The organism is Leptospira saintgironsiae (assembly GCF_002811765.1).
Lineage (GTDB): Bacteria > Spirochaetota > Leptospiria > Leptospirales > Leptospiraceae > Leptospira_B > Leptospira_B saintgironsiae.
This window is the reverse complement of sequence record NZ_NPDR01000003.1, coordinates 216,961-238,219: the sequence shown is the minus strand read 5'-3', so window position 1 is coordinate 238,219 and position 21,259 is coordinate 216,961. Positions and strand designations below refer to the sequence as shown.

At 39.6% G+C, this 21,259-nt stretch carries 16 protein-coding genes; 6 read left to right on the top strand and 10 right to left on the bottom strand.

All coding sequences use genetic code 11. From position 1 onward, the window contains the following. Positions 1 to 4: 4 nt before the first annotated feature. Entirely contained in the window at positions 5 to 856 is an 852-nt protein-coding gene (panC, locus tag CH362_RS08645) for a pantoate--beta-alanine ligase (protein ID WP_100709963.1), read from the bottom strand. Further along, positions 853 to 2,145: a histidinol dehydrogenase gene (gene hisD, locus CH362_RS08640; protein WP_100709962.1), complete on the bottom strand. Its 1,293-nt coding sequence runs from the start codon at positions 2,143 to 2,145 to the stop codon at positions 853 to 855. The genes panC and hisD overlap by 4 nt, the downstream gene beginning before the upstream one ends. Positions 2,146 to 2,209: 64 nt before the next feature. Here hisD and CH362_RS08635 point away from each other — a divergent pair, with 64 nt between their 5' ends. Continuing rightward, positions 2,210 to 2,983 carry an exodeoxyribonuclease III gene (locus CH362_RS08635; protein ID WP_100709961.1) on the top strand — a complete coding sequence of 258 codons (774 nt, stop codon included), beginning with the start codon at positions 2,210 to 2,212 and terminating at the stop codon, positions 2,981 to 2,983. A 2-nt stretch (positions 2,984 to 2,985) separates the two neighbouring features. Here the strand turns inward: CH362_RS08635 and CH362_RS08630 are convergent, their stop codons facing one another. Then, entirely contained in the window at positions 2,986 to 3,354 is a 369-nt protein-coding gene (locus tag CH362_RS08630; RefSeq protein WP_208859563.1) for a hypothetical protein, read from the bottom strand. A 147-nt stretch (positions 3,355 to 3,501) separates the two neighbouring features. After that, positions 3,502 to 4,542, bottom strand: a complete 1,041-nt coding sequence (locus tag CH362_RS08625; protein WP_100709959.1) for a diguanylate cyclase — start codon at positions 4,540 to 4,542, stop codon at positions 3,502 to 3,504. A 178-nt stretch (positions 4,543 to 4,720) separates the two neighbouring features. Between CH362_RS08625 and CH362_RS08620 the strand changes: the two genes are divergently transcribed. After that, the gene (locus tag CH362_RS08620) at positions 4,721 to 5,191 is read left to right on the top strand and encodes a four-helix bundle copper-binding protein (protein WP_100709958.1); all 471 of its coding nucleotides are present in this window, start codon (positions 4,721 to 4,723) and stop codon (positions 5,189 to 5,191) included. On the opposite strand, the gene CH362_RS08615 is transcribed toward CH362_RS08620, so the two are convergent. The 4 genes from CH362_RS08615 to CH362_RS08600 all read right to left on the bottom strand — a co-directional run bounded on the left by CH362_RS08615 (position 5,188) and on the right by CH362_RS08600 (position 9,863). Next, positions 5,188 to 6,612: a histidine kinase dimerization/phosphoacceptor domain -containing protein gene (locus tag CH362_RS08615; RefSeq protein WP_100709957.1), complete on the bottom strand. Its 1,425-nt coding sequence runs from the start codon at positions 6,610 to 6,612 to the stop codon at positions 5,188 to 5,190. The two genes, CH362_RS08620 and CH362_RS08615, sit on opposite strands and share 4 nt — an antisense overlap. Next, on the bottom strand, positions 6,609 to 7,052 hold the full coding sequence (locus CH362_RS08610; protein WP_100709956.1) for a response regulator: 444 nt from the start codon (positions 7,050 to 7,052) through the stop codon (positions 6,609 to 6,611). Before CH362_RS08610 ends, CH362_RS08615 begins: the two co-directional genes overlap by 4 nt. A 2-nt stretch (positions 7,053 to 7,054) precedes the next feature. Continuing rightward, entirely contained in the window at positions 7,055 to 9,283 is a 2,229-nt protein-coding gene (locus CH362_RS08605) for a PAS domain-containing sensor histidine kinase (RefSeq protein WP_100709955.1), read from the bottom strand. Positions 9,284 to 9,407: 124 nt separating this feature from the next. Then, complete coding sequence (locus CH362_RS08600; protein ID WP_100709954.1) at positions 9,408 to 9,863, bottom strand: peptidylprolyl isomerase; 456 nt, start codon at positions 9,861 to 9,863, stop codon at positions 9,408 to 9,410. A gap of 216 nt (positions 9,864 to 10,079) precedes the next feature. Between CH362_RS08600 and CH362_RS08595 the strand changes: the two genes are divergently transcribed. From CH362_RS08595 to CH362_RS08580, 4 genes are read left to right on the top strand one after another with little or no spacing between them, the layout of a single operon-like run. Next, positions 10,080 to 12,737, top strand: a complete 2,658-nt coding sequence (locus CH362_RS08595; RefSeq protein WP_100709953.1) for an adenylate/guanylate cyclase domain-containing protein — start codon at positions 10,080 to 10,082, stop codon at positions 12,735 to 12,737. Then, positions 12,721 to 14,835, top strand: a complete 2,115-nt coding sequence (locus CH362_RS08590; RefSeq protein WP_100709952.1) for a FecR family protein — start codon at positions 12,721 to 12,723, stop codon at positions 14,833 to 14,835. Before CH362_RS08595 ends, CH362_RS08590 begins: the two co-directional genes overlap by 17 nt. Continuing rightward, positions 14,825 to 16,012: an LIC11435 family protein gene (locus CH362_RS08585; protein WP_100709951.1), complete on the top strand. Its 1,188-nt coding sequence runs from the start codon at positions 14,825 to 14,827 to the stop codon at positions 16,010 to 16,012. Before CH362_RS08590 ends, CH362_RS08585 begins: the two co-directional genes overlap by 11 nt. Then, positions 16,006 to 18,447: a right-handed parallel beta-helix repeat-containing protein gene (locus tag CH362_RS08580; RefSeq protein WP_100709950.1), complete on the top strand. Its 2,442-nt coding sequence runs from the start codon at positions 16,006 to 16,008 to the stop codon at positions 18,445 to 18,447. Before CH362_RS08585 ends, CH362_RS08580 begins: the two co-directional genes overlap by 7 nt. 39 nt (positions 18,448 to 18,486) lie before the next feature. Here CH362_RS08580 and CH362_RS08575 read toward each other — a convergent pair whose 3' ends face one another. Continuing rightward, positions 18,487 to 19,203 (bottom strand): hypothetical protein, encoded by a 717-nt coding sequence (locus CH362_RS08575; RefSeq protein ID WP_100709949.1) that lies wholly within the window; start codon positions 19,201 to 19,203, stop codon positions 18,487 to 18,489. 168 nt (positions 19,204 to 19,371) lie between these two features. Continuing rightward, complete coding sequence (locus tag CH362_RS08570) at positions 19,372 to 21,234, bottom strand: ABC-F family ATP-binding cassette domain-containing protein (RefSeq protein WP_100709948.1); 1,863 nt, start codon at positions 21,232 to 21,234, stop codon at positions 19,372 to 19,374. Positions 21,235 to 21,259 lie beyond the last annotated feature (25 nt).

Here is a 21,259-nt window from a genome sequence, read left to right as displayed (position 1 = left end):
TAAATTAAGAACCCTTTACGGTTAAATTATCGATCAATCTTACCTGCCCCAAAAAGGCAGCCACGGCGAGAAGGATTTCTCCTTTCAGAATAGGAAGTTCCCCTAAGGTATTCGCATCCAAAACTTCCAGATAATCAGTTTGTATTTTGGAAGAAGAATCCAGGACATCTCTCATCACAGTCAGAACTTCTGTAGGATCTTTTTCTCCTTGTTTAATCAGACTTTCTCCTAAACGCAAAGCTCGAATGAGTAACAAAGCTTCTTCTTTTTCAGGCTCAGTCAAACGAGCGTTTCTGGAACTAAGTGCCAGACCTTCTGCGGAGCGAATTGTATCTACTCCTATGATCTCCATTGGAAATCCAAGAGCTTTCACAAAATCTTTTACGATCAGGTATTGTTGGTAATCCTTCTTACCAAAATAAGAACGATCTGCTGGAATTATATGAAATAATCGTGAAAGAACTAAAAGAACACCTTCAAAATGACCGGGACGAGTAGTTGCATCCAGATTTTTCATCAAATGAGGAATTCTCAATTCTACTTCAGGAATTCCACCCGGATACATTGTATCCTTGTCTGGTAAAAAAACCAGATCCACCTGGGATGATTTACAAATTTCTAAATCACCTTCCGTATTGATCGGATATTTCGCATAATCTTCAGGATCATTGAATTGAGCAGGATTTACAAAAATGGAAACTACAGTTTTGGAATTTTCACCAGCAGATCGAACGAATAAATTCGAATGTCCTTCATGCAAAAATCCCATGGTAGGAGCAAAACCCACTGAAAGTTTTTCGGACTTCCAGGAGAGTATTTGGCTTCTGACTTCGTTTGGGTCCTTGGATACGATCATGGTTTTCCATTTTGAGAAAGACGCACTTTTACTGAATTTCCATGCTCTTCATCCAAACCTTCAAATTCGGAGAGAACTTTTACATATGGATATAATTTCTCTAAAGAGTCCCTGGTCACTTCTTGGTAGGTCACTCTTTTTAAGAATGTAAGAACTCCTAAGGAAGAAAAGATCCTACTTCCCCCAGCTGTAGGAAGAATATGATTTGTCCCACTAATATAATCCCCCATCGCAACAGGAGAATAAGGTCCTAAAAATACAGAACCTGCATGTTTGATTTTTTTAAATAATTCCTGATAGTTTTCAGTTTGGATCTCTAAATGTTCAGGAGCGTATAGGTTGGAGAAGTTTACACATTCTTCTAAATTAGGAAAAACTAATATCCAACTTTCATTCTCGATCGAAGCTCTTTTGATTGTTTCTCTTTTAGGTCTTTCTTTTAGAGCCTTATCTATTTCTGCAGAAACTTTTTTAGCAAATTCCAAAGAATCAGTACAAAGTATTGCTGCTGAATCTTCTCCATGTTCTGCTTGGGAAAGTAAATCTGCCGCCACCCAGTTTGGATTTGCAGAATCGTCTGCGATCACAAGAACTTCGCTTGGACCTGCAGGACTATCTATTCCGATCACACCCTGTCCGCTTAATAAAACTTTTGCAGCGGTCACAAATTTGTTCCCAGGTCCGATCACAAATTCAGAACGAGAAATTGTTTCTGTTCCATAAGATGCCGCCGCAATTCCTTGAGCTCCACCAACTGTTACGATCGAATCTGCACCAGCAATTTTAGCGGCCGCATATAATCCATCAGGGATCCCATCTTTTTGAGGAGGAGTAACTATCTGAATATGTTTTACACCTGCGATCTTTGCAGGGATCACTCCCATCAAAATGGTAGAAGGGTATAATGCCTTTCCACCAGGAGCATATACAGTGACCGATTCTATTGGAGTATAACGAATTCCTAATGTGTTTCCGGAAACTTTTACATCTAAATCAGTAGGAATTTGAGCCTTATGGAATGTTTCAATATTCTCTTTTGCCTTTTCTAATGCAGCAACAAGCTCTGGGTCAGCTTTTCCTTTCCATTCTGAGACTGGATAAACCAATTTTTCAGGTTTAAGTCCGTCGAATTTTTGGGTGAGCTCATAAATAGCTTTATCCCCACCTTCTTTCACCTGTTCCAAAATGGGACGTACCAGGGCCAAAGTGTCATTTAGATCCTGCTTTGCTCTCTGGAGAATGGGTTCTAAGGAAAAATCCTTACCTATCTCCCTGATACGAATGCTCATACGGACATTTTTTTTCTTTGCCCGGACTTAGCATCCCGAAAATCCTGGGAACTCTTCTACACCTATGAAAGTTTTCTGTCTGAACTGTAATGGAATCCGATCCGCCTGGGGCAAGGGCCTGGGGGATGTAATCTCTTCTGAAAAACCCGATTTTGTGTGTTTCCAAGAAACCAAAGCGCAACCCGATCAACTCAGTTCTGAAATGTGGGAAAAACTGGGATACAAAGCATTCTTCCACTCCGCTGTTAAAAAAGGTTACTCAGGAGTTTCGCTCTGGAGCAAACAAGAACCTAAAAAAGTAACCTATGGACTCGGTCTGGACGAATTCGATAAAGAAGGAAGAAGTGTCCTCGCTGAATTTGATTCATATGCTATCTGGACAGTCTACTTTCCATCCGGAACCACGGGTGACGTGAGACAAGCTGCAAAGATGAGATTCTTGGAAGAATTCCTAAAAATTTCTGCAAAGTTAAAAAAGAAACATTCCAATATCATCCTATGCGGTGATGTAAATATCGCTCATACGGAAACAGATATACATGATCCAAAGGGAAATGCAAAGAATAGCGGTTTCCTTCCAGAAGAAAGAGCCTGGGTAACCAAATTTCTTTCTACAGGTTGGGTGGACAGTTTTAGGGAATTATACCCGAACAAACAGGAATATACCTGGTGGACTTTTAGAGCTGGAGCCAGAGGGAATAATAAGGGTTGGAGAATTGATTACTTTTTTGTGACTCCTGAGCTTAAATCCAAACTCAAAAAACTCACAGTTAAAAAAGATCCTATCCTTTCAGATCATGCAGCTATGATCTTAGAATTAGATCTTCCTAAAAAGTAATATTACTTTTTAGGAAGTGTAAGATCTATTTTCGGAAGGTTCTTTTTTAAAAATTCTGAAAGTTCAGATTCGAATACGAGAACTGTATCCGTAATCCTTTCAGAAGATTTAGATTTCACCACTTTCTTATCCAAAAGTTTTCCTGAGAATAATAACGGTTCCTTCCAAAAAGGAACACGTATCTCGATTACAGCGTTGCTTCCTTCCGGATCTGGATGAAAACGATCTAAGGTAAAGCTGAGTGCCGTACCTTGGATGCCCTCCCAAGTTGCTTGAAAATCCCCGGAAGAAGAATGCACCTGCACTGGAACCTTTACGGTCTCGAAAAACCTGTTTTTGAATTCCTGTACTAATTTATCCAATATAGCCATTTCTATCTCTATGTATCGTTTATTAAGTTATAAGACTTAGTGCGATGCAAACAAATTTCCAATTTTAGGAAAAAAATGAAGAGGATTCATTACAATACAGGAAAAAAAAGATGAAATAAGACCCTGGTCAGGCCTAAACCCTATGGTTTAATCTTGGAAGACTGTGCTTCTATTTCTTCCGGTTTCTTTGGATTTATAAAGAGCCTTGTCTGCTTCTTCCAAAAACTTTTTGCTCTCTTTGTCTCTTCCTGACATACGAGTGCTGATCCCGATACTCACAGAAACAAATTCGGAAGTTTGAGAAGCTTCATGAACGATCTTTAACTCTTGAACGCGTGTTCTGATATTTTCAGCAACGAGCATCGCTTTTTCTGAATCAGTTTCTGGAAGAATTACAGCAAACTCTTCTCCACCGTAACGAGCTGGAAAATCCCCTGCTCTTCTTGCAGTATTTTTTAAAACTCCTGCAACCTGGCGGATACATTCATCTCCCGCTTGGTGACCGTATGTATCATTATACTTTTTGAAAAAATCTATATCCAATAAAAGTAGAGAGATTGGTTTTTCAGAACGGCAGGCTCTTTTCCATTCTACTTCTAAGATCTCGTCGAAAAATCTTCTGTTCCAAATCCCGGAAAGACCATCTGTCCTAGAAACTCTAAGTAATGTTTGGTATGCTTCCGAAAGTTTATCAGTGATCTCTTCTAGGTCTCTTTCTCTTTGTTTTCTTTGGAGCATCTCATGACGAAGTCTCAAAGTAGAACGAACCCTTGCTCTTAGTTCGTGAGCGTCAAAAGGTTTTGTAACGTAATCGATTGCACCCAATTCAAATGCGGATTCTAAGGTTTGGGTATCGTGAATTGCAGTGATGATAATAACAGGCAGATCTGAAAATTCTTCTTTAGAACTTAAGGTGCGAAGAATATCTAAACCGTTCATTCCTCCCGGAAGGAGAATGTCCAAAAGTAAAAGTGAAATGTCTTTTTTGTTTTCAGGGTTTCCTTGTAGGCCTAACCATTCCAAGGCGGTTTCAGGTGATTGTGTAGAAATCACATCCCCGTATCCCGCTTTTTTAAGGATCCTTTCTACAAGCAGACAATTTTCAGGAGCATCGTCCAGAATAAGAATTTTGTCCGATTCGCCAATCGTTGCGGATGATTCGCCTTTTTCTTTCGTGGGTCCGAACATTTTAACTGGTGTAATTCATCCGACGAGTCTTTTCAATTAGAGCTACTTAGCTGGAAGAATTTTCCAAACCTATTCTAAAAGTTCCGAAAAGAAAGCGGTTTTTTTTAGGGTTTTCAACCTATTTTCAGGCGACGAAAACCGGATTCTGGAATAATTTAGAGCACCGAGGGAGGTTCCTTTGGAACAAAAAATATCTAGAAAACAAATCCTTGGCCTGGGTGCAACTACCATGGCTCTACTCGCAAGTTCCTCTGTTTTAGGACATGACCATGGCGATAAAAAAGCTTCTAAAAAGAAGAAGGCCGACAAAATTTCCGTGCCAGGCTCCGCGATCGAAGCTTCCTCTGCTTGTATTTTAAAAGGTAGGATCTGCATCAATATGTGTGTAGACATGCTTGCAGAAGGTCATAAGGAAATGGCGGATTGCCTTAGATCCGTAGAGGAGACTGTGGCGCTTTGCGATGCATTCGTTGTATTGTCTTCCTTGGGTTCTGCTTCTACTAAAAAATTAGCATCTATCTGCTTAGAGTCTTGTGAAAGATGTGCAGTTCAATGTGATAAACACGCAGACCACCACGAAGAATGTAAGGCATGTTCAGAAGCTTGTAAGGCTTGTATTTCCGAATTCAAAAAATTACTAGCAGCTTAATACGCGAATTCAATCTGGAATCGGGTTCCTGGTGCTGAAGTATTGATATCCAATTTTGCCTTCAACTGTTTGGATAAGATCCGGATCAGTTGTAAACCTAAGGTCTCTTTGGCTTCAATCTGAGGATAATCCGGGATCCCTTTTCCATCGTCTCCCACTTCCAAATAAAATCTCCCATTTCCGGATTTTGCTTTTATATAGAACTGTCCCTTTTTCTTTTCCGGATAAGCATATTTAATAGAATTTGTGGCAATCTCATTGATCATCATTCCGATTGGAAGTGCCTTCTCCACAGCTAAACTTAAATTTCCTACATCAACGGTCCTTCCGATCTCTGCACCTATCCCATACACATTCCAAAGATTATCTAATAATTTATCCACATAAGAACCGAGACCTATCTCAGCCAAATTTTTGGAATTATAAAGTTCGTTATGAACTAGAGACATGGAGTAGATCCTACTTTCAGTATCTCTAAGTTCTCTTGTTACTTCTTTATTCTTTGCATAATTAGCTTGCAGGTTTAGAAGGCTTGCCATGATCTGCAGATTATTTTTTACCCTATGATGGATTTCTTGCAGAAGAGCTTCCTTATCTCTCAATGATTGGATTAAATTATCTTCAGACTGTTTCCATTTGGTCATATCCACTAAGATAGCAAGAACAACCTCTTTACCTTCTAACTGGAATCTATAAGAAGTGATCTCCATTAAAAGAGGAGTTCCTTCCTTGGATCTATGAACATGCGTTTCCGGAATATTTTTACCGTTATGCAAAGCAAGATACTGTCTGCGTTCTCCTGAACCGCCAATAAACAAATCCGAAAACTTCATATGAAGAAGTTCTTCTCTATCGTAACCATAGATACGTTCTGTTTCATGGTTTAGATCCAAAACAGTTTCACAATCGAAATTATACAAAACGATTGGATGAGGATTATGTTCGAAGATTAGTCTGTATCTTTTTTCATTTTCTTTGATCAGAAATGCCTGTTCTTCTAACTTAGACAACATGTCTTGTCTTTCGATCGCATAAAGAATAGATCTGAATAGAAGATGAGAATCAAATTTTCCTTTGATCAAATAATCCTGGCCACCTGATTGTAACGCTTCCATTGCAATGGTTTCATCCTGGGTCCCGGAACAGATTACGATCGGAATTTTCGGATTGGATTTTTTAATAGCCTCAAAACCATCCAGACCAAAACTATCAGGCAGGGTTAAGTCCAGAAGAATACAATCTATCTCATCTCCATGATCTTTCAGAATTTCTAAAGCATCTGCGACCGTAGGAGAATGTTTCAAACGAACCCCGGAAGGATCCGCTTCTTTTAAAAATATTTCGAACAAACGAGAATCGTCCTCGTTGTCCTCCACTATCAAAATTTGTTTAACCCGGACTGATACTACTCTTGCATTCATCTTGGGGGCAACCTCGAAGTTTTGAACCAATAGATACGTAACGTATCCATCGCTTCCAAAAAATTATCGTATTCCACCGGTTTCTGTATATATGAGTTAGCGTGTAAATTGAAAGTGGCTATAATATCCCTTTCAGATCCTGAAGTAGTCAATACTACCACAGGTATTCTTTTATATTCGGGATCTGATTTAAGTTCTTCTAAAACTTCTAATCCGTTTTTTTTGGGAAGATTTAGATCCAATAAGATTAGATCAGGTCGCCTTGCTCCTATGAATTCACCTTCCCCTTTTACAAAGTCGATCGCTTCTTCTCCATCTTTCGCAACGAATAACCTTTTTTCAGATTTCAGATCATTCAGTGCTTCAATTGTGAGTCGGACATCCGCAGGATTGTCCTCTACCAGAAGAATATCAAAATATTGTTTAGAAGAAGTGCTCATGATTAAACCTCAGGCAGGGAGAAAAAGAACTCGGACCCTTTTCCCAAAGAAGATTGGACCCAAATTTTTCCCCCATGATTTTCCACGATCTTTTTGCAAATAGACAATCCTATCCCAGTCCCAGGATATTCAGATCGAGTATGCAATTTTTGGAATATAATAAAAATACGATCAAAGTATTTAGAATCCATACCTATCCCGTTATCGGAGACAGAAAACACATTTGCGCCAGGAACATGTTTTACCTTGATACGGATTTCAGGACTTCTAATCGGAGAACGGAATTTGATCCCGTTTGAGATTAAATTGCTGAACAAACGTCTGATCTGATCCTGATCCGCATATACTTCCGGAAAAGGGCCTTCTAAGACTAAATTAGCACTCGTCTCTTGTATTACAGAAGAAAGATCTTTCTGAACCTCATCCAAGATCAGGTTCGGATCTCCTTTGGATTTTTTCACTGAATCGGAGCCTACTCTGGAATAACTCAAAAGGCTTTCTATCAAGCCCTGTTGCCTTTTCGCGGCCTCTACCGACACATGGATGAACTCTCTCATTTCAGGTTTTATTTCTTCCGAGAATTTTCTCTCTAATAATTGAAGATAACTTGCGATTGTCCTAAGTGGTTCCTGCAAATCATGAGAAGCAATATAGGCAAATTGTTCTAGCTCCTTATTCGTTTTTGCTAAGCCAAGGAGAGCTTCTTCCAAAGATTTTCTGGATTCTATTTTTTCGGAAATATCACGGTTTACCATGATCATTCCGGGAACCAGATATCCTTCTGCATTAATCTTTTTGAAATTACTTTCGATCGTGATCTTTCTGCCAGATCTTAATGTATGGATTAGTTCCCTTTTGGAGGCTCCTAAAGTTTTCCAATCCTCCATAGCCGACTTATAATTTTCTTCAGAGATCCAATCTTCTTCAAAAAGAGAAGTATAATGTTTTCCTAGACATTCCCCCTCTTCCACTTCATACATTTTTGCAGCATAACTATTATAATAAGTGACCTTCATATCACCGTCCAAAGCGATGATCGCGTCATTGACTTGAGAAATGACTTCCAAATTAAAACGATTCTCTCGAGTCATCTTCACCCTTTCTGAAACATCCATTGCGGAAACAAGAACTGCTTCCATTTCCTGGAACTGTATGGGAGAAGAAACTATATCCAAATAAACAATGCTCCCATCCTTTCGGAGATGTTTCATTTCTTGGAAAAAATTCGGACCAACTTTCAGGCCCTTGATCTTCTCCTTCATAAATTCTCTATCTGCCGGAAGTCTGAGTTCTTCTGCGCCCTTTCCTAAAAATTCTTTTTCGGAATATCCGTAAGTCTGGATAGCAGTTTGGTTTACCGCCAAGATCTTAAGAGAAGATCTTTCAAACACAAACATGATCTGGGGATTGTTTTGGAATAGATTCCGATACTTCTCCTCATTCTTACGTATCCGATCCTCGTATTCTTTCCGATCCGAAATATCATAAACAATTCCTAATATTTCCTGGATACGGTTGTTCTTTCCCTTCCTTGGATACATTCTTGTTTCCAAAAGAAGATCGTTTTGATTGGTATGATAGATACTCTCTTCTCCCTGGAGCGCCTTGGAGAATGCTTCCAATACTTCAGGTCGATTGCCTGCCCTTTCAAAAATAGTTTTGCCTACAATGTCCTTAGGATTGATCTTTAATCTTTCCAATCCTTTTCCATCGGCGAGTATGATCCTTCCTTCTGGAGAAATGGAAAATATGACTACCGGTAAAGCCCCAATTAGGGTCTGAAAATCTACAGTACGTTTTTCTAATATATCTTCTGCGATCTTACGATCTGTTATATCTAAGGAAACTCCGACGAGTCCTCTTATCTTTCCGTCTTCTCCTATGGCAGGAGAGATCCTTACGGAAAAATGCCTTCCTAAAAATATTGTTTCTGCGCTTATCTCTTTTCCGGAAAGTACAAGCTTTAGTGCATCCGTTTGCTCTAGGATCCTGACGGTTCCATCTTCTTCTCTAAACTCTGCATTCCATTCATGTTGTACAAAGTTAGTCCCTATAAAAGCACTGGAATCGAGACCAAGCATGTCTAACGCTTTTCCCGAGGCAAAATTCATGAGCCCAGTCTCGTCAGCTGAAAAGAGTACAATGGGGGAATTGGAGAGTATATAATCTAGTAAGGATTTTGAATTTTCCGGACCGGATTGATTTGATAATATTTGAGAGCGAGAACCCATAAATAGATCCGCCCGGAATAGAAATTCCGGGCAGGGGGCTCTAATTATGGCGAAATATAGATATTTTCAAGCATATTTCGACTTTTTGTGGAGTTTGTGGAACATATACCCCATAAGGGATATATTAGATGATCTCTATCTTCTCAATTACCACTGGTTGGACTGGACGGTCTCCCGGAGCTGTAGGAGTTTCGGAAATAGTTTGGACTATGTCTTCTCCCTCACTCACATGGCCAAAAACCGCATGGCGATTATCCAGATATAAATTGTCTCTCACATTAATGAAAAATTGAGAACCGCCAGTATTCGGTCCAGCGTTCGCCATAGAGATAGTAAACTTTTTGTTTTTAAGTTCCGGATGAAACTCATCCTGGATCTTATACCCTGGTCCACCAGTTCCGGTTCCTTGAGGGCAACCGCCTTGTATCATAAAATTTGCAATAATCCTGTGAAAGACCAGACCATCATAAAAGCCTTTTTGAGCCAATTGGATGAAATTTCCGGCGGTGATTGGTGCCTTCTCATCTTCCAATAAAACGGAGAAGGTACCTCGGTTGGTGGTAAACTTAGCAGTTGCCATAAATATCCTCAAAGTCCAAATTCTTAAGAATGTCCGTATAATCAACAAAATAGGTATCCTATATTAGGAAGAACGCATTCGACTTGTTTTCAATATAGAATGCAGTTGTTCCGATAATTTAACGGAGGATTTCCAGAATCTACTTTCCGCTAGACGGATCGATTTTTTAGCTTTCTAAAAGAGAATTTTTTATTCTGGAACTTCCTTAGGAACAAAATGCCATCATCTACAAAATACATTCCCTTAGGACCAAATGGTGCAGTCGCCTTCTGGGCCAGAGCAAAGGATAAGATCCAAAACCAGGACGAGTTAAGAGCCTGGGCAGATCTAGGGATCAAAACTGTAGTCTGTGTATTTTCAGAAAAAGGTTCTTCTTTAGTCACCGATTTAGAGGAAGTATTACATGCAGGAGAATGGAAGCTATTCGCTTTAGAAATTCCTCCTGGACCAGAAACGAACGAGTCGGTGTTTCACTCTGCTTGGAAGTTAATTTCGGCGGCAGCAAAATCTAATATATTATTTTTAATCCCGGAAGAATTAGAAGAAAGATGGGAAGTTATACTTTCCAAAATGGTAATTTCTTCTTATCCACATATCGCCTCAGGAGAGTTAGGCGCTTGGTTCCCAAGTTTACAAGGAGAAGCAGAAGCAGAATTCTTAGGAGAATTTAAAACCTATGCTTCTCGCAAAAAAGCTCCTAAAGAAATCCCAGATTCTACAAGAGGAGAATTTTCTCTTTTCTTAAAGGAACTTCCTTTGGCAGTTTCCGGAATTGAACTTGGAGTTTTTAAAAACGGCCATAAAGATTCTAACGGAAAGAAGAAGGTCCCGAAATTCCAAGAGGCAGAGAATTTCCGCACCTTGGAAAGTAAGCCGGTTATCTCCTTTGATACAGTATTTTCCGGAGAAAAACAAGAGCCCGAGACTACAGAAACTACACCGGAAGTTTCGAAAGCTCCAGCAACATCAGAAAAGAAGAATATTCCGAAAAGGGAAACCACACCCCACCCTTCTGCGGATGTAGGCGATCTTGCGACCACTGCAAAATTTCCTCTTCAGTTAAAACTGATGGCGGTAATCTCACTATTGCTCACTGTTACAGTTTCCACAGTCATTTTATATGCCTCCAGTGAATTCAAAAAGAACTACGAAGTAAGAGTATTAGAGACTAACTTCTCTTTGGTGAATATTTTAGGGATCAAAGTAAAATCTGATCTAAAAGATATTCGTGATAAAGGTAAAACTCTTACAGAAAAACTTTTGGATCCAAAAGGTCCAGGAGCTTATGCAGATCTTTTCTTCAGAAACGAACCGGATTTCCTTTTAGCAGGAATTTATTCTGCAGAAGGTGATAAAATCAAAAAAAGAACAGTTCTATATAATGATTCTTATTTAGAAGGAATTTCTTCTAACAGAGAAGAATTGGATGCTGCAGTTTCTCAAAAAGAATCTTCCTTTTTAAAAACGATCCAATCGGGCGGAAGAATAGACAATCTTACTCCTAATTTTAAGGAACCTACATTTTCTATATCTGTATATGATTCTCAGAGTAAGTCTATTCTTCTTTATATCATTCGTGCAGAAAGACTTTTATCTGTATTCCAAAAACAAGATATTAACGTTCCATTTTTGATCAATGGGGATGGAGATCTGATCGCACACCATGATCTTCAACTTCTTGCCTCGCAAACAAATTGGGCTGATCTTCCTATTTTTGAAACAATGCTTTCTTCCGTACGAGAAGATAGCCAACAAACCAGATATGAAGATTCTACTAAGACAAAATATTACGGCTCTTACCAAAAATTAGGTTTTGGTGGATCTGGAGTAATCGTCGCAGTTCCGGAAGAAAAAGTTTTTGAGATGGTATATCGTATCCAGACCAAAAACCTTCTAATCATGGCGATCGCACTTTGTATCGCACTTATCATTGTATTCTTCTTAGCAAGAACCATTACAATTCCAGTCTTAAAACTTCTGACAGCCACTGTAGAGATCGCGAAAGGGAATTTCAGGATCGGGATCAAATCCACTACAAAAGACGAGATTGGCGTTTTGACTGATTATTTCGTAAGTATGGGTAAAGGTCTAGAAGAAAGGGAGAAGGTAAAAGACGCACTTGGTCGTTTTGTAAACAAAGAGATCGCCGAAATGGTTCTTAATAAAGAGCTAACACTCGGTGGAGAAAGAAAGATGTGTGCGATCTTCTTCTCAGATATCCGTTCCTTTACAGCTATATCAGAAAAACTGCAACCAGAAGAAGTAGTAGAATTCCTAAACGAGTATATGACAGAGATGGTTCGATGCGTGAACGATACTCATGGGATTGTGGATAAGTTTATTGGAGACGCGATCATGGCAACCTGGGGAGCGGTTCGCACCTCAGAACAAGATGCGGAAAATGCAGTGAATGGTGCACTTTTAATGAGAGCCGCTCTTATTAAGTTCAATGAAGGAAGAGGTGGAGATAAAAGACCGATTATCCGTATCGGTTGTGGTCTTAACTTTGGACCAGTGATCGCGGGTCAGATCGGTTCCGAAGAAAGATTAGAATATACTGTCATCGGCGACGCAGTGAACCTCGCCTCTCGTGTGGAAGCATTGAACAAACCTTTTGGTACAGACATTTTAATTACACAAGATCTTCTGGATCATGTAAAAGATATTTTTGCGGTCGAAAAAATGCAATCTATCAAGGTGAAGGGAAAAGAAGAACCCCAAACCATTTACGCAGTCCTGGGAAGAAAAGACGATATGGATCGCCCGAGAGACCTAAATGAACTTAGAAGAAAACTCGGAATAGAATACGAATCTAAGAAAAAAACAAAAACAGGAGATGAGGAAGAGGAATTAAAGTATGAAATACTTGAATGACGGCAGAGTCGTCGTTACTGCTTTAGTTCTACTACTGTTCTTTTTTTCGGGACTATTATATCTATATGCCAATGCAGGCCCCAAAACAGGGACAAATAAGATAGTTGGCCAACTCAAAACAAAACAGCTCAAAATATTAAGAAAACTTGATTCAGAAGTTATCTGGGAAGAATTGGACGAGTCCGATCCAATCCGATACAGAGATACAATTCGTACGGAAGAAGGCTCCGAAGCAGTATTACTTTTTACTGATGGAGATAATTCTGCAGAGATCAGAATGGATGAAAGAAGTATGATCCTTGTAGAAGATACAGATAAGATCAGCTTCGTATCAGGTTCACTTTCCGCCACAGGCGGAGGTTCAGGTAACCTACAGATCAGCTCTGGAGATACTAAAATCTCTCTTGGAAATTCAGATCTAAAAATATCCAAAGACGAAAACAAAGGCCTAAATCTAGAAGTAAAACAAGGTGAGGCGAAAGTAGTCTCCGCCTCCGGTGAAAATACTGTAGGTAAAAACCAATCTGCTGACTTAAAAGACGGAAAAGTAGAAGTTCATACATTAAATCTAGAAACAGTTTCTCCTCCGGAGAAGACCCATTTTCCTTTAGCAGCAGAAACTCTTCCTGTTAGATTCGAATGGAAAAATTCTCCAAGTGTTAAAACGTTCAGACTGGAAGTTGCCAAAGACTCCGGGTTCCGAACAGGTTTAAAAAAATTGAACGCAGGCGGCACAAACGCCTCCATTTCACTTCCTAGCGGATCTTACTATTGGAGACTTGCAGGAAAAAATCCTCAGTCTGGAAAAGACGAATTTAGCTCTTCTAAAAATTTTAAAATCCTTTCATGGAATAAACCAAAACTTGTCTCCCCTACCAATAAGGAAACTTTCTCTTATACAGAAACAGCGCCACCTGTCCGTTTCCAATGGAATACATTCGACTCTCAGACAAAATATAAATTGGAAGTTTCTTCAGACGCGAACTTTAAACAAATCGTATATACTGGAGATTCTTCTGCAGGTTTCTTAAAATGGGAGCCTAAGGCAGAAGGACAATTTTTTGCTCGGGTAAAAATGAGTTCCGACAAACAAGGATTCACCGAACTAAGCTCAGACACAATTTCTTTCGTTTTACGTAAATCTGAACAAGCTGAACCTCCTAAACTTCTAAAACCTTTACAAGGAGAAGAAATAGGAATTCGTATCTTTAAGGCCGGTTCCTTCTTCAGTTGGAGTTCCAACAAGGAATTTAAATCTTATTCCCTGGATATTGCTGCCGATTCTGATTTCAAAAATATTCTTTTCGCCAAATCGACTAACTCCAATTTTATGAAACCGGATCTGGAATGGAAAGAAGGCACATATTTCTGGAGAATTAAAGCAAGCTCCAATTCTGAAGAAGTAATTTCATCTTCAATTGGTAAATTCACTTTAAAACCTTTAGGTTCAATTCGACTCTCCTTTCCTAAAGATGGATCCGAGTTAGGTCATCCGGTGGACGGCAAATTACAATTCAGATGGGACAGACCAGATCCAACTGGAACTTATAAATTAGAAGTTTCTAAAGATCCAAATTTTGCTTCTAAGATATTCGAATCATCCGTACGTTCCGGGCAAAACTCTGTACCGCTCCAAGGACCTGGCGACTATTATTGGAAAGTTACTCTTCTTTCTCCGGAGGGGGAAGTTCTGACGAGCAGTCCTTCTTCTGGATTTAAAACCTCAGACTCTGCCCCATTTGTCTCTCCTGTATATCCAAGGGATAGAGATAAGATAGATCTGGATGAGAAAGCAAGTTTGTCATTTTATTGGGAAATCGAAGGCAAATCTGAGGCTTACATTTTGGAGCTTTTAGAAGCAGACCAAAAAACCCTAAAAACAGTATTTAAAAAGGAAATTAAGGGAGAATCTTACGACTATCGAGAGTTGTATAGATTAAGGGAAGGAAAATACCAGTGGAGACTGAGCGCAAAATACAGAGACAGTTCTGGACAAGTTCGCACCACACTTCCTTTGACCAGGGATTTCGAAGTAATCATGTCCGCTACTTTCAAGGCACCGGAGATTTTGACTCCTAAGGAATTTTATGTTGAGTAGAAGATCCCAAAAATCTACGACGATTGCGGCTCTTTTAGTCGGATTCCTTTTATTCTCTCTTCCAATTTTTGCAAAGGAAGAAGGTGTCAAACTAGAATGGAAACCTATTCCTGATGCAGGCGGTTACCAAGTAGAGATCAAAGATTCTCGCGGAAAAATCACAAAAGAAAAAACTAACGGATCACAGATCCAAATAGAATTACCTCCTGGAGCTTACGAGCATAGGATAGGTGTATTGAATAAATATGGAAGAGTTTCAGTCTTCTCCGCATGGATCCCATTCGAAGTTATACTTTCCCAAAAACCTGAAGTGATCGCTGCTGAAAAAAGTAAGTTTTTAAGCAAAGACATGCCAGAAACTTTCGAGATCAAGGGTAAACATTTTACAGAAGCAACAAAAGTAATATTAAAAGATTCTAAAGGGAATGAGATCCCTGTTAAGTCTATAGATATCAAAAATTCGGAAACTATGGTTGTTACCATTGATAAGAAGAAGTCTCCGGAAGGTGCAGTTTCTTTACGTTTAGAAAATCCGCGTAACAAGTCTACGGAAAGGGAAAATTATTTCTTAGTAGCAGAAACCGAAGATGAATTAGCCGCCTTAGATTCCAAGTCCTCTTACTCAGGATCTTCTGGGCCTTCTATCTTTGATTTTGGAGCTGCAGCAAGATCAGCAGTTCTTCCTGGCTGGGGACAATATTACCAAAAAAAATCCACATTCAGAACTGCGATTTTCCCTAGTTTGATCTTTGTAGCAGGTGGTTATGCTGTCGCAAGAGGAAGTTCCTATCTAAGTGCAACTCATGAATTGGATGCAGCAAGACAGAGTAATATTCTGTACAACTCGGCATTCTTGCAATCAGGGAACCCTGCACTATTCAACCTTGCATTATATAATTATACCCAGATCTCCCCTAAATATTCTCATGCTGTAGGAGAATATAACCAGTTAGGAGTAGCATTAGGTGTATTAGGATTCTTTTATCTAATCAATGTGTTCGACGCAGGATTTTTCCCAGGACCTAAACAAGTAAAGGTAGAAGGAACAGATACTCCTGTAACAGTCTCTCCTATCCTCAGAAACGCGAGAGAGTCTGATAGAGCAGCGACATTTGCTTCCGGAAATTCTTATCTTCTTCAACAAAGAATGGAATTAGGAGTGGAATTCGCATGGTAACTCTCAAGAATTTTCTCCCGAAATTATACTCTGCCCTATTGATCATTTTTACTTTGAGCACTATGGGTTGTTATACACGTCCTAAAAAATCGGGCATTTTAGATTTTATGAATATATCTAATTTTGTGTCCTATTTGACAGGGACTGCTTTTCCGTTAAACGTGCAAGTAAACGGATTAACTAACTCAGGCACTTTGATTGTAGAATTAGGAAGCACTGGAGAACAACTTACATTTTCCGCAGCAGGATCGGATTCTTTTTCCGGATATTATGATCCGAATATTGTATATACTTTAAGTATTATTACTCAACCTTCTACCCTTCCTACTCAGACTTGCGTTATCAGTAACCCGAATCTCACTCTTACTTTTGCAAGCACTACTTTCGTTGTAAACTGCGCAGAGAATTGGTACAAGGCAAATGTGACCGTTACAGGGATAGACAGCACTAATACTACGGATTTACAAATTTATAATAATGGCACCGACCTAAAAACGAGGACCTCCAACGGAACTGTTAGTTTTGATGTGGGAGACGGGTTGCCTTACGATATTACAATAGGCACTGTTCCTACCGTTCCTTCTACACATACTTGTCAGGTAGTCACTTCTCCAGCGAATGGAACGATTGCCGCTGCAGACGTAAATCTTCAGATCAGTTGTTTGAGTTTAATGAAAACAAGTGTGCCTGTTGCGGGTGCTTTTTTTCCATCTACCAAGGCAATGGTTTTCACATTCTCCGGTCCTGTGACTGGTTGTTCATTAGATGCAACAGGTGGCGGGCCTCCTTATTCTGCGGGAACTGCAAGCGGAAGCCCAGGAGTCACTTATGCTGGAAAAACCGCCGTTGTAGCTCCTACTTCTTTACCTTGGTCTTTCGGAGCATTGAGTTTCCCTCTGGATGTTGTATTTATACTCACCGGATGTAAGGATGCGGTTGCTCTTGCGAATAATGGGGCAACCATATCGTTGAATGTTAAAATGATGGATGGTGATGTTTACTTCATAAGCGATACTTCTGGAAATGATAGCAATAGTTGTATGGACCCAAGTGATTCTTGTAAGACCATCCAAACCGGCGTAAATCAATGTACTAGCTCCAGTGTTTGTACAGTATTTGTAGAAGGTGGAGACTATATCATTTCAGGCACAACCTCTCCGATCACCCTGAATTCTTCAGGCGGGGTCCGACTTTTAGGAAGTTTTGATTCTGCATTTACGACTCAGGATTTAACTGGCACTCCAACTAGAATTGTAGATAACCGAAATGTAGCTCAATGTCCTGGAACAGTTTTAAGTTCAAATGAGTGTGCTCCGATCACGATCACTGCATCAGGAATGGCCGGAGATTCTACTAAAGCTCATATGGTCCAAGGATTTAGTATTTTTGCAGACGAAACGAAACAAAATGCTTTTGGTATTCGGATCCTTAATGGTGATGCAAATAGTTATGTGTATATATATGCAAATTATATTTCCGGCGGAGAAGGCGGATTAGGAGTTGAGAATGCCGCTGGGACACGGGGTGGAATCTATCTTCTTTCATCTCCATCGAATAACCAAATTGATACAAATGTGATCAAAGGCGGCTTCGGTGCATTGAGTTCTTCGGCAGTTTATAGTTATAATTCTAATGTCTATTTGCTTAGAAATAGAATCAGCGGGGATAAAGCTGTAAACGATTCCCACTCAGTGTTACTTGTGAATTTTATAGATAGATTAGTAGCTGTCATAAATAACACGATGAATTTCCGCCAATATACAGATGGTTCCGTAACTTCTACGTTCACTTATGGGATTCGTAATGAGGAAAATACTGCTCTGATTAAACACTATATAGCAGGAAATACGATCTATTCTAACGGAGCTGCCGGTGGTTCAAATTACGGAATATATATGACCGGCGTAGCAACTAACGCGCAGATTACAAATAATCTAATCCAGGCTCCGGGAAGTAATGGAGTATGTACTTCCTTTAGCACTACTCCGAGCGGAAGTGCAATATTTAGAGGAAATAGTTTAGATTGTCCTTCAGGCAAAACAGTTACGTCTGGGGCGACAAATTTCACGGTATTCTGTAGTGGAAATGGAACCTTTAATATTACCGGACTTTGCCTAGTAGCCAACGCTTTTATGAATGATGTGCTGACTGCGACTAGATCGAATCAAAATTTCGTAACAACTCCTACCTTTAATGGATACCCACCACTGCAACCTTGGCTGTCACTGAATACGGCAACAGGAGGTCCATGTAATATCGCCTTCGGCGGAGTGGAGACTTCAGCGTATTTGAATAGTTTTGATCCGATTTATAAATTGGATGCGGTAATCGGGGCCCCCATAACAAGAACCACATCTTCAGGAGGGACTACTCCGTCCGGTTCAGATGGCTATTCAATCGGAGCTTTCGAGTTAGATGACCCCGGCTGTTTTTAAAAAAAGCAGCCGTAGTAAAGTTTAATACTTTTTATTTTTTTAATATTTCGCTACGCAAACTACGGTTGTTTGCCCGGTAGTGCTGGGAGTAAACGCTCTAAACACATTTGTAGCTTCATAAAGTGAGGTGATCCCTAGTGCCTCTATAGTACCATTAATAACGGTGCTAGACCAAGCGGTTCCAGAATCTCCTATAGAATTATTTGCACTTCCAAAAGCTCCAAGAACATAAGGAGAACTTGCGCTTCGAAGAGAATGTAATTGGATTGCATCGGGTAAAATCCAATCGGAACGGCTTGCGAATGTCAAATTGGAACAAGTAGTCGAAGCGTTAGTCTGGCTAAAACTAGAATCATTTGCGTCAAAGCCCGCGCAATTAGGAGAGCTAAAGGTATTCGGTTGATTCGATGAATCATCGAGTACACAAAGTGTCCAAATAAAACGATTCTCAGAGTCTGTTACTGTTCCATTATTATTATCAGTAAGATTCGGAGTGCTGCAATTATCGCCACCGAGAGCAGTAAGTAGATTAGATTCAGTCACATAATTTCCGTTAGAAGCAGCAAAGGAAACTGAAACCGGATTCGCAACCGTCTGACCACAATGGAAAGAACTCCCAGGTCCTCCTGCTCCTAATAATAGCAGTAAGCCGCTTAGATCATCTTGTTTGGGCCCTGCGCAATTGAAGAAAGAGATAACGGAAAGTAAGAGTATTGCATATAGATGTTTCATAGGAAGGAAGATGTTTTTGTTCATTTTTTAGTCAAGCATCGAGCGACACTAAGGAACAAAAATCATCAGATTAAGAATATTCTTCATACAAAACTAATCACTTTGGGTTAGTTCGTTTAACAGTGTTTAATGGAGATAGAAGATTTACATATTAGTTACAGAGCAACGGCAATTGGTAGATTAGAGCGAATTCTATTCTTTAGAAGCAAGCTCTTCCCATTCAATGACCTTCTTCTGCAATTCTTCTTGTAGATTACTTAGTCGTTCTCCAGATTTTCTGGCAAGTTCCGGATCAGAAGACTGTAGGTTTTGGACCAGCTCCTTCTCTTCTGTTTCCAAAGAGAGTATTTCCTTTTCCAAGATTTCCAGTTTTCTTTTGTCTTGGTAGCTTAGGCCCTTCTTCTTATTGTCCGTTTGTTTTTCAGTTGGTTTAGGAGTGTTAGTCTTGATTTCTTTTTCTTCGTATTCTCTGTATTCCAGATATTCTGAATAGTTTCCAGGAAATCTGTCTATCGTCCCTTCTCCTTTGAATACGAATAGATAATCTGTGACACGGTCCATGAAGTAACGATCGTGTGAGACTACGAGCACCACTCCAGGAAAATCATCTAAAAATTCCTCGAGTACAGAAAGTGTTGGAATGTCCAGATCGTTTGTAGGCTCATCCAAAACTAAAAAGTTTGGATTTTTCATGAGAAGTAGAATTAGATAAAGTCTTTTCTTTTCTCCACCGGAAAGTCTCTCTATCTTGGTTTGTTGCAATTGAGGAGGAAATAAAAACCTTTCTAAGAACTGAGAAGCAGTCCAAGAACTTCCATCATTCATTTTGATCGTAGGTGCGATCTCTTCTTTAACATAATCTAATACTTTTTTAGGACCAGGAAGTTCCTTTCCAAGCTGATCGAAATATCCAAAACTTGTATTTAAGCCTGCTGCAACATCTCCAGAGTCCGTTTTTTCCCTTCCGGTGATTAAATTTAAAAGAGTGGTTTTTCCGGCACCGTTTGGACCTACTACACCAATCCTTTCTTTTCCCTTAAATACGTAAGAGAATCCAGAAATTAGTTCTGCTTTTGTATAAGATTTTTTAATATTCTTTAATTCTAATATTTTACCGCCGAGCCTTCTGCCAGAAACAGAAATATCCAGGACGATATCCTTGCCTGCCTTTTTTCTTTCCATTACTTCGATCGCACGATCCGTTCTGGCTTTTTGTTTGGTCCCTCTGGCTTTAGGCTGGCGTTTTAGCCATTCAAGTTCTGTTCTAAGAAAGGATTTTCGTTTTGCTTCTTCCTTTTCTTCGATTACTTGCATCTCTACTTTTTTTTCCAGATATAGATCGTAATTTCCGGGATAAACTCTAAAATTCCCTCTATCTATTTCTAAGATGCGGTTTGCGATTTCTTCTAAAAAATATCTATCGTGTGTAACAAGTAAAACTGCTTTATCAGTATTTGTTAAGAAGTCTTGTAACCAAAGGATTGCATCTATATCCAAGTGGTTGGTAGGTTCGTCTAATACCAAAAAATTGGATTCGTCAGTCAGGGCCTGCGCGAGAGATACTTTTTTGGCCATTCCTCCCGAAAGCTCTCCCATTTTTCTGGAAAGATCAGGTATATTCAGTTCTCTTAATATATTTTTGAGTTTGGATTCCAGTTCCCAAGCCTGTTTAGAATCCATTTCTTCCATCGCGAGATGATATTCTTTTTCGGCTTCTTCTCCGCCTTTTTCGAGTTCAATACATGCCTTTTCGTATCTTCTTACAGTATCTAAAAGAATTCCAGAACCGGAAAGTATATGTTCTAATACAGTTTTGTCAGGATCGAATTCTGGAAATTGGGATAAGAATGAAATTTTGAGTTCTCTATTTCGAACTACTTTGCCAGTGTCAGGTTCTTCTATTCCGAGTAAGATCCTAAGCAAGGTGGATTTTCCGGATCCGTTGATCCCGAGTAGTCCCGTTTTTTCTCCTTCATCTATCCCAAAGCTTAGGTTTTGGAAAAGTTGTTTTTCGCCGATAGATTTACCGACTTTATCTATGGAGATTAGATTCATCGCTTCCAGCCTTTTTGAAACCAGG

What these genes read in the sequence shown, in the direction of transcription:
- panC (WP_100709963.1), bottom strand. Translation starts at nt 856, where the DNA reads ATGATCGTATCCAAGGACCCAAACGAAGTCAGAAGCCAAATACTCTCC.
- hisD (WP_100709962.1), bottom strand. Translation starts at nt 2,145, where the DNA reads ATGAGCATTCGTATCAGGGAGATAGGTAAGGATTTTTCCTTAGAACCC.
- CH362_RS08635 (WP_100709961.1), top strand. Translation starts at nt 2,210, where the DNA reads ATGAAAGTTTTCTGTCTGAACTGTAATGGAATCCGATCCGCCTGGGGC.
- CH362_RS08630 (WP_208859563.1), bottom strand. Translation starts at nt 3,354, where the DNA reads ATGGCTATATTGGATAAATTAGTACAGGAATTCAAAAACAGGTTTTTC.
- CH362_RS08625 (WP_100709959.1), bottom strand. Translation starts at nt 4,542, where the DNA reads ATGTTCGGACCCACGAAAGAAAAAGGCGAATCATCCGCAACGATTGGC.
- CH362_RS08615 (WP_100709957.1), bottom strand. Translation starts at nt 6,612, where the DNA reads ATGAATGCAAGAGTAGTATCAGTCCGGGTTAAACAAATTTTGATAGTG.
- CH362_RS08610 (WP_100709956.1), bottom strand. Translation starts at nt 7,052, where the DNA reads ATGAGCACTTCTTCTAAACAATATTTTGATATTCTTCTGGTAGAGGAC.
- CH362_RS08605 (WP_100709955.1), bottom strand. Translation starts at nt 9,283, where the DNA reads ATGGGTTCTCGCTCTCAAATATTATCAAATCAATCCGGTCCGGAAAAT.
- CH362_RS08600 (WP_100709954.1), bottom strand. Translation starts at nt 9,863, where the DNA reads ATGGCAACTGCTAAGTTTACCACCAACCGAGGTACCTTCTCCGTTTTA.
- CH362_RS08595 (WP_100709953.1), top strand. Translation starts at nt 10,080, where the DNA reads ATGCCATCATCTACAAAATACATTCCCTTAGGACCAAATGGTGCAGTC.
- CH362_RS08590 (WP_100709952.1), top strand. Translation starts at nt 12,721, where the DNA reads ATGAAATACTTGAATGACGGCAGAGTCGTCGTTACTGCTTTAGTTCTA.
- CH362_RS08585 (WP_100709951.1), top strand. Translation starts at nt 14,825, where the DNA reads ATGTTGAGTAGAAGATCCCAAAAATCTACGACGATTGCGGCTCTTTTA.
- CH362_RS08580 (WP_100709950.1), top strand. Translation starts at nt 16,006, where the DNA reads ATGGTAACTCTCAAGAATTTTCTCCCGAAATTATACTCTGCCCTATTG.
- CH362_RS08575 (WP_100709949.1), bottom strand. Translation starts at nt 19,203, where the DNA reads ATGAACAAAAACATCTTCCTTCCTATGAAACATCTATATGCAATACTC.
- CH362_RS08570 (WP_100709948.1), bottom strand. Translation starts at nt 21,234, where the DNA reads ATGAATCTAATCTCCATAGATAAAGTCGGTAAATCTATCGGCGAAAAA.